The organism is Amycolatopsis granulosa, from assembly GCF_011758745.1.
Taxonomy (GTDB): Bacteria; Actinomycetota; Actinomycetes; order Mycobacteriales; family Pseudonocardiaceae; genus Amycolatopsis_E; species Amycolatopsis_E granulosa.
In genome coordinates, this window is sequence record NZ_JAANOV010000001.1 from 711517 (window position 1) to 723928 (window position 12412).

Sequence of the window (12412 nt, forward strand, 5' to 3'; positions counted from 1 at the left end):
GGCTTGTCGTCGGCGAACGGCGCCAGGCCTATTCCACCACGACGTAGTCGCCGCCGGTCCGGGCGGCGGCAAGATCGGCGCACGTGGACACGCCGGCCAGGAAGCGACCCTGGACGACGCGGACATAGGAGCCGTTCAGAGGAAAGACGAGCACGAACTTCGACCCGTCATTCCCGCGCAGAACGGCTCCCGTTCGCAGGTTGCCGAGGAACTCGATGATATCCCGTTCTATCTCATCCGCGAATTCACGTTGATTGTCCTGCGAGATGTCGTACAGGTCGGTGTCGATGTCGTAGGTGGCGCGCCTGCCGGTCACCGGATCCCGCGCCTCGAACGCCAGCCCGAGCCAGCTGCGCGGTTCGACGATCACGTCGGCCTGCCATGTCGGTCCCCCGAGCCGCCACTTCGACCAGCCGTCGCCCTCGTCGGTGACCACCACCGTCCACGTGGTGCTCACCTGGAGCTCGCGGAGGAAATCAACGAGCCGACCGCCCACTCCGGATGTCACGTACCCACCACTTCTCGTAATAGCCCCCGCGGAACCAGGTGAAGTCCCTGCCCGCGATCGCGTCCACAACCGCGCGGCCAGCTCGAGGAGCGGGATCAGCGCCTTCCGAAGATATCCCGCACGATCTTGCGTAGCCGGTAAGAATTGGACCTCATGACTTTCCGGTAATCCCGGCGACCTACTGAATCAAATGGAATCAGGATGGCGCAGAGGGAGCTCTCCTGATTGACGCCCACCCAGTACCCGGCAGAGGAAAACGTCCATTGCGGCATATCCGCCGGCGAGACCTTGCCGGCATAAAGGCCTTCTTCGGAGATAAGCCGGAATGCAAAATAGTCCGAATATTCATACGTATCACTGTCCTCGGGATCGAAGTCCAACCCGAGATGCACCGAGGCCGGTTCGCCCGGGGGAAGCAAGAACGAGGCGGTGGTTCGGGTGAAATCGCAGGCATCCAGCCTCGCGGACAGCCCGATGATCTTGTTTCCCGCCAGCACGAAATCCACTTCGAACTCGTCGAGCATGACGGTCGCGTTGGCCCTCGCCGGGAGCGAGCGGAAGTTCGCATCAAGATAGACTTCGAACCAATCGTTCTGCCATTCCGCCTGCCTCGCCAGAACCCTGGACTCTATTCGCCCTGGAGCACCCGCAACAGCGAGTGGAAAAGGTGAGAAGCGCTTCTCGTTCATCTTTTCTTGCTCTGGCAGGTGAACCGATGCAATTTTTCATGCTCGGGGGTGGACCACCAGGTAGCAGTACCCTCAAGAAGGATGCCACCGCGGAGCATCGCGCTCACCACTTCGACTCGTACCTGGTCAGCACCACGCCGCCGGGAAACGTCCGCGTCTCCACCAGGTTCAAGTTCACCCAGCTGTCCACCGCGGCGAAGAACGGTGTGCCGCCGCCCACCAGCACCGGATGGGTCACGATCTCGTACTCGTCCACCAGCCCGGCCCGCATGGCCGCGCCTGCGAGCGCTGCGCCACCCACCCTCATCGGCTCGCCGTTCCCGGCCTTGAGCCGGGTGATCTCCTCGACCGCGTCACCGGTGACCACACGGGTGTTCCAGTCGACCTTGTCAACCGTCGAGGAGAACACCACCTTCAGGGTATCCCGCCAGTTCCGCGCGAACTCGACCTGTGCCGGAGTGGCGCCCGGCTGCTGATCGCCCGTCGGCCAGTAGGAACTCATGCTTTCCCACAGCTTGCGCCCGTACAGCAACAGACCGATCGCCCGCTCCTGGTCGAGCCACCACTGAAACAGCTCGTCGCTCGGCCCGCTCCAGCCGAGGTCGTCGCCCGGCGCGGCGATGTAGCCGTCCAGGGACACGTTCATGCCGTAGACCAGCTTCCGCATGACGCGCCAACCTTTCTGCCGGTCCGTCCCGGGAGCCCGGAACGGCTCGATGCGGAAGACCCCCGGACGCCTGAACCGCAACGTCTGCACCAACGTACTGGACACGCGGGTCATCATCGGCCCGCCAACTGCCGATGCCGCACGCCCCACGGCCCGCGACATCGCCTGAACACCGTAGCAGAGCAATCGCGCGGATAGTCCTCCTACAGTCCGGCGAACGCACCTACTGCGATTCGACGGACCAACCGAGCGCGAATCCGATTTCCTGAATCGCGGGCTGAACGTGGCAGGCAAGCACGTCCGGCGAAGCAGCGATGTGCAAGAACGAGCCATCGCTCCCGGGCATCCAGGCCATCGTCAACCGCTCTGCCGAGGAAAACAGCAAGACGATTTCCCCCAGCCACCACTCAAGACCATCAACCGCTTCGAGGAAAGCAGCCGAGCCTTCCCTGACCAGACTTCTTCCGCGCTTCCCCGCCGTCAGTGTTCGCCCGCGGCAATCTCGCGCTGCTGCCGTCATGACGAACTGCATCACCCGCCGCTTCTCGTCGGGATTCGCCGACTTCGGCCACTGCAAGGTAATCGAATCGAACACGGTTGCCCGAAGAGCTTCCGCGGCAAAAGGTGGCACCAGCTCAGCGAAGTCGCCATGATCGTCCCGGAAGACAATCAGCGACATGTCATCGCTCACATCTCTCCCCGCCAAACATGCCACCACCGCCGTCATCAGCTGGTTCCGAGGACTTCCTGTGTTACCACCTCCAGTATCATCCGAAGTCCACCGTACGTACAGGTCCGCGCGCCCTTGATCGATCGCCGTCTTCAGCAAACCGGCGACGCGACAACGGTTCCCGGGACTGCCGCACGTTGAGCGACGATCGCGGGCCAGGATCCGTCCCGGCCCGCGCAGGTCGTTCACCAGTCGTGCACGGTCCCGTCGCGCAGCCGGTTCGTGGGCAGGTACGCCGGCTCGTAGGGGTACTTCGCCGCCAGTTCCTCGTCGAAGTGGATGCCCAGCCCGGGTTCCTCACCGGGCCGCAGCCCGCCGTCGGCGAAGGTGAAAGTCGGCCCGAAGACCGCCGTCGTCTCCGCGCTGTGCACCATGTACTCCTGGATGCCGAAGTTGTGCACCGCGAGTCCGATGTGGACAGCGGCGGCGAGTCCGACCGGTGACACGTCCGTCGGGCCGTGCATGCCGGACTTCACCTGGTACATCGCGGCGTAGTCGAGGATGCGGCGCACGCCGGTGATGCCGCCCGCGTGGGTGACCGGGGAACGGACGTAGTCGATGAGCTGCTCCCGGATCAGGGTCTGGTAGTCCCAGACCGTGTTGAACACCTCACCGATCGCCAACGGTGTCGTGGTGTGCTGGCGGACCAGGCGCAGGCTTTCCGGGTTCTCGGCCGGGGTCACGTCCTCCAGCCAGAACAGGTCGTAGGGTTCCAGCGACTTGCCGAGCCTGGCCGCCTGGATGGGCGTGAGGCGGTGGTGCGCGTCGTGCAGCAGGATCAGCTCGGGGCCGAATTCGTGCCGGACGGCTTCGAACACCGACGGCACGTGACGCAGGTACGCGCGCGTGTCCCAGGTCTCCTCGGCGGGCAGGGCGGCGCGCCGGGCCGGTTCGTAGTCGTACCGGCCTGATCCGCCGACCGAGGCGGCCGAGCTGGTGGCCACGCCGTACACCGAGTCGAGCCCGGGCACGCCGGTCTGGACGCGGATCGCGCGGAACCCGAGGTCGAGGTGCTCGCGGATCGAGTCGGACAGTTCGGGGATCCCGCGCCCGCTGGCGTGTCCGTAGACCAGGCAGCGGTCGCGGCTCGCGCCACCGAGGAGCTGGTACAGGGGCAGCCCCGCGACCTTGGCCTTGATGTCCCACAGCGCCGTGTCGACGGCGGCGATCGCGGCCATCGTGACCGGGCCCCGCCGCCAGTAACCGCCCCGGTAGAGGTACTGCCAGGTGTCCTCGATGCGGTGCGCGTCCCGCCCGATCAAGAGCGGGGCGACGTGGTCACGCAGGTAGCTGGCGACCGAGAGTTCCCGCCCGTTGAGGGTGGCGTCGCCGTAGCCGACGACGCCGTCCCCGGTCGTGATCTTGAGTGTGACGAAGTTCCGCCCCGGGCTGGTGACGATGACGTCGGCACGATCGATCCGCACTGGTACTCCGTTCATGATTCGACCAACTGGTTCCGGTGGCGCGCGGCCTCGGCGGTGATCTCGCGGAGACGCTTCTCCGTCAACGGGTACCTGATCATGATGGCGATCGCGATCACCGTGCAGACGGCGGGCACCACCCCGGCGGCGGCGCGGATGCCCCACAACGCCCCGTCGCTTTGCACCTTGGCGCCGCCGACGTATCCGGCGAGGGCGATGGTGTACGCGGCCGCGGCGCCGCCGAGCGCCTGACCGATCTTGCGGACGAACGAGAACACCGCGTAGGTCGTGCCCTCGGTGCGGGCGCCGGTCTTCCACTCGCCGTAGTCCACGGTGTCGGCCTCCAGCGACCACATGAGGGTGTTGACGATCCCGAGACCGATGCCGATCAGCAGGAAGAACCCGAGCGACACGAACGGGACCGTGGCCGGTGCGAGCAGCACCCCGATCCCGCCGACCACCATCACCACCCCACCGGCGACGTAACTGGTGACCTTGCCGAACCGGCGGGCGAGCTTCGGCACGAGCGGCGCGAGCACGAACATCAGGACCAGCTGCGGCGCGGAGATCGCGATGTAGAAACTCGGGTCGCCGAGCACGTTCCGGGCGTAGTACACGCCGACCGTCTGGATCGAGGCCATCGCGGTCAGGAAGAACAGGGAGCTGACGGACAGCATCACCAGTGGTTTGTTCTGCCGCAGCGTCCGCAGGCTGTCCTTGAAGCTGACCTTCGCCACGGCCCGCGGCACGGTCTCCCTGGCCGTGACGAACGTGAACAGGTACAGGCCGGCACCCACGACCACGAAGGCCAGTGTGGTGAGCAGCAGGGACCGCTGCAGGTTGTCGGAGTTCTTGATCTGCGGGGACACCACGAAGATCAGCATCAGCATCGTCGCCGACGCCCCCATCGAGCGGGCGCCGGCCAGCTTGGTGCGCTCGACGGGATCCTGCGTCATCGCCGCGGCGAGCGAACCGTAGGGGATGTTGACCAGACTGTAGGCCGTGCCCATCGCCGCGTAGGTCAGGTAGGCGTAGGCGATCTTGGCCGGCATCGGCCAGTCCGGCACGGCGAAGGCGGCCACGCTCAGCAGCAGCAGTGGGATGGCGGCGTACAGCAACCAGGGGCGGAACTTCCCGAACCGCGAGCTGGTCTTGTCCACGAGCCGGCCGGCGGCCAGATCGGCGAAGCCGTCCCAGATCCGCACGACGAGGAAGATCGTGCCGGCCGCGGCGGCCGGGATTCCGGCCACATCGGTGTAGTACACCAGCAGGAACATCGACGACATCGCGAAGGCCAGGTTGTTGGCCGCATCCCCGGCCGCGTAGCCGAAGAGCTGTCTCATGCGCAGTTTCACGGCCGGCTCCAGCGACGACGCAGGGTGAACGCACCCGCCTTGGGTTTGCGGTCGCGGGTGAACACACCCTTCTTGTTGCCCTCCACCCGGAAGACACCGGCCGAGGTGGCGAAGTCGGCGAAGTTCCACACGTGTTCGCCCACCACGGCGTCGACGCGGTCGAAGACCCGGTGGTACATCTCCAGGAACTCGGCCTGGTACTCCTCCGTCCACGGCTGCGGAACGACCGAATGCAGGCCCGCCATGGTGTCGGCGCCGTACTCGGTGACGATGATCGGTTTGCTGTGCCGGTGCGCCCACGCCGTCAGATCGGCTTCCAGTTCGCGCTCGGCCGCGGTCAGGTCGCCGGTCTGGGTGTACCAGCCGAAATACCGGTTGATCATCACGACGTCGGCCAGGTCGCTCACCAGGCACTTGTCGGACGGCGACAGCATGACGTTCACGAAGCCGACCGGGCGGGTGGGATCGAGCTGCCGCGTCTCGGTGAACAGCGGTTCGAAGTACTTCTTGGACTCCTCGGTGTGCGACTCGGGTTCGTTGGCGATGCTCCACAGCACGACACTGGGATGGTTCTTGTCCCGGGCGACCAGCTCCCGGATCGCCTGCAGATGGGTGCGCTGGGTGGCGTCGGAGACCGTCTCGGCGGAGAAGGTCGGCTGCTTCGCGCCGTGCAGGATGCCGCCGCCGAGCCCGAGGTTGAGCCCCACCGCCGCGGTCTCGTCGATGACGACGATGCCCTTGCGGTCGGCGTAGTCGAGGATCTCCTCCGCGTACGGGTAGTGCGAGGTGCGGAACGAGTTGGCGCCGATCCACTCCAGCAGCGCGAAATCGTGGACCATCGACACGTCGTCATGGCCCTTGCCGCGAACGGCGTGGTCCTCGTGCATGCCGAAACCGGTGAAATAGAACGGTTCCCCGTTGATCAGGAACCGGGTGCCGTCGACGGCGACCGTCCGGATGCCGACGTTCAGCGAGTACCGGTCGGCGGGTGATCCGCCGTCCCACAGCTCGACGTCCAGTGTGTACAGATAGCCCTCACCGGGACGCCAGGGGTGCGCGTCCCCGACGGTGAGCGTGCCGGACGCGCCGGCGGCGCGCGCGACCTCGGTGCCCGACGCGTCGCGCAGGACGACGCGCGTCTCCACGTCGTCACTGCCGGTGATCACCACGTCGTAGTCCACCGTGCCCGTCGTGCCGGCCAGCCCGGTCCGGACGGTGACGTCGCTGACGTGCGTGGCCGGTGTCGTGTACAGCCACACCGGCCGGTGCAGGCCGGCGTAGTTGAAGAAGTCGTGGTGGTACCGCTGCCGCGGCCCCTCCGGGGTCTGTTCGACGTGTCCGGGCGGGATCGAGTCCCAGCTGAGGCGGTTGTCGACGACCACCGTGACCCGGCTGGTCCGCCCCGGCCGCACGACAGCGGTCACGTCGGCCTCGAACGGCGTGTACCCGCCTTCGTGCACGGCGACCTGTTCGTCGTCCACCCACACGACCGCGCGATGGGTCGCGGCGTCGAACCGCAGGACAACGCGCTCCCCCGCCCAGCTCGCGGGCACCACCACGTCGGTCTGGTACCAGACGTCGCCCACGTGCTCGCGGATCGCGGGGTCCGGGATGACGTCGTTGAAGCTGGCCGGCACCGGCATCTCGACGCGGCCGGGAAGCGGCGCCTGCCACCACTTCTGGTCCCGGCCCGCTCCGCCGGGATCGGTGGCGAAGCGCCAGAGCCCGTTGAGGGTGCGGCGATCTCGCCAGGTGTTGAGGATCGGTCGAAGCATCGTTGCTTCCCTTCTGGGCAACAAGAGGTACCGCCCGAAAGTATGAGGCCGCCAGTAGCATGACAATCTGTTGCCAGCTGTTGCCACGAGGACCGGAGGGCGGGGCGTGGGCCAGGGACGGGTCACCATCTACGACGTGGCGCGGCACTGCGGGGTGGCCGCGTCCACGGTCTCGCGGACCTTCAGCGACCCGGCGCGGGTCAACGCGGCCACCCGCGAGCGGGTGCGGGCCGCCGCCCGCGAGGTCGGTTACGAGCCGAGGCCGCTGGCCAGGGTCGACTCGCCCGGCCGCAGCCGCACGCTGATGCTGGTGGTCACCGACATCGCCAACCCCTACTACGCGCCGCTGATCAAGGCGGCCCAGGCACGGGCCATCGAACGGAACTTCACCCTGGCGCTGACCGACAGCGACGAATCACCCGAGGTCGAGGCGCGGAACCTGCGGCAGTTGCTCGCCGCGACCAGCGGCGGCATCCTGGCGACCTCGCGGCTGTCCGACGACGTGGTGCGCCAGCTCGCCCAGCACCGGGCGCTGGTCATGGTCAACCGGGACATCGGCGGCCTGCCGAGCCTGTTCGTGGACACCGCCGCCGGCATGCGCAAGGCGGTGCGCCACCTCGCCGCACTCGGTCACCGCCGCATCGCCTACCTGTCCGGGCCGCGCAGCTCCTGGGTCAACGGTCAACGCTGGCGCGCCGCCCAGGAGGAAGCGGGCGCGCTCGGCATCCGGGCCGGCTTCCTCGGACCGTTCGCGCCCAACCAGCAGGGTGGCCACGAGGCGGCCGACGCCCTGATCCTCGACGGCGCGACCGCCGCGATCGCCTACAACGACCTGATCGCGCTCGGCACGCTCCACCGCCTGCACGTGGCCGGGGTCCGGCTGCCGGACGACATCAGCCTGATCGGCTGCGACGACATCTTCGGAGCGGACCTGACGGTGCCGGCGCTGACCACGATCGCGGGCCCGACCGCCAAGCTGGGCAGATGCGCGGTGGACGCGTTGTGCGCGGAGCTCTCCGGGCGCGGCGGGCAGCAGGCGGCGCAGAGCTTCGACGCCCACCTCATCGTCCGCGGCTCGACCGGTCCCGCGCCCGCGGCAACTGGTGGCAACTAGTTGCCACGACGCCGGTCGCGGCGGGAGCCTGCGGGAATGCACCGTGGCTCGACAGGGATCGCCCTCGAACCCCATCCGGACCGGCTCCTACCCAGCGACCCCACCGAGCGGTCGATCGCGCGCCGGTTGTACGACAGCGTGCGCGACCTGCCGTTGGTCAGCCCGCACGGGCACGTCGACCCGGCACTGCTGGCCCGGGACACGCCGTTCGGCAACCCCGCCGAACTCCTGGTCACGCCCGACCACTACGTGACCAGGCTGCTGCACGCCCACGGCGTCCCGCTGCGCGACCTGGGCCTGCGCGACGAGGACGGGCACACCGCTGCGCCCCGGGAGGTGTGGCGCGCCTTCTGCTCGCATTGGCGGTTCTTCCTGGGCACCGCGTCGCGCCAGTGGCTGGAGGCCGAACTGCACGACGTCCTCGGCGTGACGGTCCACCCCTCCGCGGCGACCGCCGACACGTTGTTCGACGAGATCACCGAGCGGCTCGCCAAACCCGGTTTCCGGCCCCGCGAGCTGTACGAGTCGTTCAACATCGCCGTGCTCGCCACGACCGACGACCCCGCCGACGACCTGCGGCACCATCGGGCGCTGGCGGACGATCCGTCCTGGGCGGGCCGGGTGGTGCCGACCTTCCGTCCTGACCGCTACCTCGACGCCACGCACCCGGGCTGGCCCGCCGCGCTGGACCGCCTCGCCGAGGCGAGCGGCATCGACACCGGCAGCTACCGCGGCACGATCGCCGCGCTGGAACAGCGCCGGGAGTTCTTCCGCCGGCACGGCGCCACCACCACCGACCACAGTGCCCCGGACGCCCGAATGGAGTTCCTGCCGGAGGCGCAGGCGGCGCGGTTGTTCGACGCGGTCCGCGCCGGCAACGCCGGACCCGGGGACGCGCGGCTCCTGTCCCGGCACCTGCTCGGCGAAATGGCCCGGATGTCCAGTGAGGACGGCATGGTGCTCACCCTGCACACCGGTGTCGACCGCAACCACCACGAACCGACCTTCGCGCGGTACGGGGCCGACACCGGCCACGACATCCCGTTGCACGCCGAGTTCACGCAGGCGCTCAAGCCCATGCTGCGACGGTTCGGGACCCATCCGGTGTTCCAGACCGTGCTGTTCACCCTCGACGAGACGGTGTTCTCCCGCGAGCTCGCGCCGCTCGCCGGCTTCTACCCCACCGTCTACCTCGGCGCCCCGTGGTGGTTCCTGGACGCCCCCCGGGCCATGCGCCGCTTCCGGGACGCCGTCACCGAAACGGCCGGTTTCCACCGCACCGCCGGCTTCATCGACGACACCCGCAGCTTCTGCTCGATCCCGGCGCGCCACGACACCGCCCGCAGGGTCGACGCCGCGCACCTCGCGAGCCTGGTCGCCGAGCACGTCCTCAGCGAGGACGACGCCCAGGAAGTGCTGCACGACCTCAACGACCGCCAGCCGCGGAAGGCGTTCCGGCTGTGACGCCGCGACTCACCCGCACCGCCGCACCGCCGCCCGTTCGCGCTGTCCACTTGGGACTCGGCGCGTTCCACCGTGCCCACCAGGCCTGGTACACCGCGGCCGACCCCGCCTGGGGCATCGCCGCCTACACCTTCCGCAACACCGAACTGCCACGGCTGCTCACCCGGCAAGGTGGGCTGTTCTCCCTGCTCGTCCGCGACGAAACGGGCGACCGGGTGGACACGGTCGGCTCGATCGCGCGTGCGCACCCCGGCGCGGACACCCGGCAGTGGCTGGCGGACGTGGCCTCGCCCGAGGTCGCGCTGATCACCCTCACGGTCACCGAGGCCGCCTACACCGTCCCCGAGCCGGGCGCCGACTCGGCCGTGTCCCGGCTGGTGGCCGGGTTGCTCGGACGCTTCCACGCCAACGCGGCCCCGATCACGCTCGTGCCGTGTGACAACCTCCCCGACAACGGGGAGGTCCTGCGCTCGGTCCTGCGCAAGGTGTGCCGGCAACCCGCGTTCGCCGAGTGGGTGGAACACGAGGTCGCGATCGCCGGCACCGTGGTCGACCGGATCACGCCGGCCACCACCGAACGCGACGTGCGGACCGTTCAGGAGCTCACCGGGCTGCGGGACCAGGCGACGGTGGTCACCGAACCGTTCACCGAGTGGCAGATCGCCGGCACCTTCCCCCGCGGCCGACCGGCGTGGGAGCGGGCGGGGGCGCAGATCGTCGACGACCTCGGCACCTACCAGCGACGCAAACTGTGGATCCTCAACGCCGCCCACTCACTGCTCGCCTACACCGGACTCGCCCGCGGGCACACCACCGTCGCCGGGGCCGCCGGCGATCCGGTGCTCGGCGAGCTGACCGAGTCCTGGTGGGACACCGCGGCGGCGTACCTGCCCGTCTCCCCCGCCGAGATCAGCGACTACCGGCGGCGACTGCGGGACCGGTTCGCCGCACCCGGCATCCGGCACCTGCTGAGCCAGATCGCCGCGGACGGCTCGCACAAGATCCCCGCCCGGATCCTCCCCGTGCTGCACCGCGAGCGGGCCCGGGGCCGGCTGCCGCACAGCGCGGTCACCGGCCTGGCCGCCTGGCTGGCCTACCTCCGCGGGAGCGACGTGCGGGACACCCGCGCCGCCGAGCTGGTCCCCCTGGCGGCCACCGCGAACCCCGCGCAACGCGTCCTCACCAAGATCGACCCCGCGCTGGGCGACGACCGGGAACTGCTCGCCGCGATCGACACCGAACTGCGGGAGCTTCGCGCATCGTCCGGCGCGGCCGCCGGATCGTACCGGTAGACCGACCGGTCGACCGCGGGTCGTCAGCAGAGCGCCGGGTGCAGATCACCGGTCATCCCGTGTCCGGAGATCACGGTCTCGGTCGCCGTGTCCTCCTGTCCGGTCCGTCCGGTCCCGTCCGCGCTGGACGGCGGTGAGGATCACCCGCAATCCCAGGCCCAGCAGGAGCAGGTCCCCGAGCATCTGAACGGTGACCAGGATCCGCGCGGTCGACGCGACCGGTGTGATGTCGCCGAACCCCACGGTGGCGAACACCGTCACCACGAAGTAGAGGGCGTCGGTCTTGCTCAGCGCGACGGTGAAACTGCCCGGCTGAACCAGCTCCATGACGTGGTAGGCCTCGGCGAACAGCAGCAGGAACAACGGGACCGACAGCGCCAGCGCCTGCACGCCCTGTAGCAGCGGGTACGGCGAGCGGCCGATCGCGCGGACCTCCCAGACGACCACCAACGCGACCACGACCAGCCCGGCGACGAGGAACAGCGCGCCCCTGCCGCGGACCCGGTCCCCGAGAGGCAGCAGGTAGTACGCGGCGACGGTGAACGACGGGCGGAGCGCGCCGAGGACCAGCAGCCGTCCCCGGTGCGCCCGCGCCCGTCCCTCGCCCAGCGTCATCCCGGTCGCTCCCGGTCAACCGGGCACGCCCGCCGGCCTCACCGGGCCAGTGCCTTCGCCTTGAGATCCTGGAACTCCTGGTCGCTGATGGCACCGTTGTCCAGAAGCCGCTTCGCCTCCGCGATCTGGCTCGTCGCACCGGTCCCGCCGCCGTTGTGGGCGACCGAGCGGACGTAGTCGTTGAACTGGGTCTGCGCCGCGGTGGCCTCGGCCCGCCGCCGCTCACCCATGTGCTTGCCCTCGGCGATGAGGTAGATCAGCACGCCGAGGAACGGCAACACCAGCAGGGCCACCGTCCAGCCGGCCTTGGCCCAGCCGGTGATGTCCGCCCGGCGGAAGACGTCCGCGAAAATGACGACCAGGAGCCAGAACCAGGTCACCCAGCCGAAGAACACCAGCATGGTCCAGATCAGGTCCAGGAACGGGTAGTTCGATTGTGCCAGTGTCATGGCGCCTCCATTGCTCGACACTCGGCCGGCGCGGCGCGGCGGCGCGGCGCCATCGGGCAACCACCGCAACCCCGGCGTCCGCAGGCAGCACCACTCGCACTGAATGCCCCACGGCAGCGGGGCGTCCTGCTGGGGATTGGGCGCGTGGTCACGCCACCAGCGTCACGGATGGCCACCACCGCGACCTCACCCCGATGGGGTGAGTTGCCCGTGCCCGTTTGCCGGGAGAGTGCGGGACCGAGCTCGCCGGGCAGGCGCCAGGACCCCACGAACCCGCAGCCCCGAGCCGTGCACTCACTCGCCCGGAGCGCGAACTCGTCCGGGGCCGTCCTG

The 12412-nt window shown here is 69.0% G+C and carries 12 protein-coding genes; 3 read left to right on the plus strand and 9 right to left on the minus strand.

From position 1 onward, the window contains the following. Positions 1 to 28: 28 nt before the first annotated feature. The 7 genes from FHX45_RS27915 to uidA all read right to left on the minus strand — a co-directional run bounded on the left by FHX45_RS27915 (position 29) and on the right by uidA (position 7145). Entirely contained in the window at positions 29 to 457 is a 429-nt protein-coding gene (locus tag FHX45_RS27915) for a hypothetical protein (RefSeq protein WP_243868914.1), read from the minus strand. 146 nt (positions 458 to 603) lie between these two features. After that, positions 604 to 1197: a hypothetical protein gene (locus tag FHX45_RS03510; RefSeq protein WP_167096571.1), complete on the minus strand. Its 594-nt coding sequence runs from the start codon at positions 1195 to 1197 to the stop codon at positions 604 to 606. A gap of 103 nt (positions 1198 to 1300) precedes the next feature. Further along, positions 1301 to 1864: a dihydrofolate reductase family protein gene (locus FHX45_RS03515; protein ID WP_167096573.1), complete on the minus strand. Its 564-nt coding sequence runs from the start codon at positions 1862 to 1864 to the stop codon at positions 1301 to 1303. 223 nt (positions 1865 to 2087) lie between these two features. Continuing rightward, the gene (locus tag FHX45_RS03520; protein ID WP_167096575.1) at positions 2088 to 2555 is read right to left on the minus strand and encodes a hypothetical protein; all 468 of its coding nucleotides are present in this window, start codon (positions 2553 to 2555) and stop codon (positions 2088 to 2090) included. Positions 2556 to 2779: 224 nt separating this feature from the next. Continuing rightward, a complete protein-coding gene (manD, locus tag FHX45_RS03525) occupies positions 2780 to 4018 on the minus strand; it encodes a D-mannonate dehydratase ManD (protein WP_167096577.1) in 1239 nt (412 codons plus the stop codon). 11 nt (positions 4019 to 4029) lie between these two features. Beyond that, the gene (locus tag FHX45_RS03530; protein ID WP_167096579.1) at positions 4030 to 5358 is read right to left on the minus strand and encodes a glycoside-pentoside-hexuronide (GPH):cation symporter; all 1329 of its coding nucleotides are present in this window, start codon (positions 5356 to 5358) and stop codon (positions 4030 to 4032) included. 8 nt (positions 5359 to 5366) lie between these two features. After that, positions 5367 to 7145: a beta-glucuronidase gene (gene uidA, locus FHX45_RS03535; protein ID WP_167096581.1), complete on the minus strand. Its 1779-nt coding sequence runs from the start codon at positions 7143 to 7145 to the stop codon at positions 5367 to 5369. 106 nt (positions 7146 to 7251) lie between these two features. Between uidA and FHX45_RS03540 the strand changes: the two genes are divergently transcribed. From FHX45_RS03540 to FHX45_RS03550, 3 genes are read left to right on the plus strand one after another with little or no spacing between them, the layout of a single operon-like run. Continuing rightward, a complete protein-coding gene (locus FHX45_RS03540) occupies positions 7252 to 8259 on the plus strand; it encodes a substrate-binding domain-containing protein (RefSeq protein WP_167096583.1) in 1008 nt (335 codons plus the stop codon). Between the two features lie 36 nt (positions 8260 to 8295). Next, entirely contained in the window at positions 8296 to 9723 is a 1428-nt protein-coding gene (uxaC, locus tag FHX45_RS03545) for a glucuronate isomerase (RefSeq protein WP_167096585.1), read from the plus strand. Between the two features lie 50 nt (positions 9724 to 9773). After that, on the plus strand, positions 9774 to 11015 hold the full coding sequence (locus FHX45_RS03550; RefSeq protein ID WP_208405788.1) for a mannitol dehydrogenase family protein: 1242 nt from the start codon (positions 9774 to 9776) through the stop codon (positions 11013 to 11015). A 45-nt stretch (positions 11016 to 11060) separates the two neighbouring features. On the opposite strand, the gene FHX45_RS03555 is transcribed toward FHX45_RS03550, so the two are convergent. Both FHX45_RS03555 and FHX45_RS03560 read right to left on the minus strand, forming a co-directional pair. After that, positions 11061 to 11630, minus strand: a complete 570-nt coding sequence (locus FHX45_RS03555) for a potassium channel family protein (RefSeq protein WP_167096588.1) — start codon at positions 11628 to 11630, stop codon at positions 11061 to 11063. A gap of 38 nt (positions 11631 to 11668) precedes the next feature. Further along, positions 11669 to 12079, minus strand: a complete 411-nt coding sequence (locus FHX45_RS03560; RefSeq protein ID WP_167096590.1) for an SHOCT domain-containing protein — start codon at positions 12077 to 12079, stop codon at positions 11669 to 11671. Positions 12080 to 12412: the final 333 nt, after the last annotated feature.

Coding starts and splice junctions, on each gene's coding strand:
- FHX45_RS03530 (WP_167096579.1), bottom strand. CDS start 5,358: ATGAGACAGCTCTTCGGCTACGCGGCCGGGGATGCGGCCAACAACCTG.
- uxaC (WP_167096585.1), top strand. CDS start 8,296: ATGCACCGTGGCTCGACAGGGATCGCCCTCGAACCCCATCCGGACCGG.
- FHX45_RS03555 (WP_167096588.1), bottom strand. CDS start 11,630: ATGACGCTGGGCGAGGGACGGGCGCGGGCGCACCGGGGACGGCTGCTG.
- FHX45_RS03510 (WP_167096571.1), bottom strand. CDS start 1,197: ATGAACGAGAAGCGCTTCTCACCTTTTCCACTCGCTGTTGCGGGTGCT.
- FHX45_RS03560 (WP_167096590.1), bottom strand. CDS start 12,079: ATGACACTGGCACAATCGAACTACCCGTTCCTGGACCTGATCTGGACC.
- uidA (WP_167096581.1), bottom strand. CDS start 7,145: ATGCTTCGACCGATCCTCAACACCTGGCGAGATCGCCGCACCCTCAAC.
- FHX45_RS03515 (WP_167096573.1), bottom strand. CDS start 1,864: ATGCGGAAGCTGGTCTACGGCATGAACGTGTCCCTGGACGGCTACATC.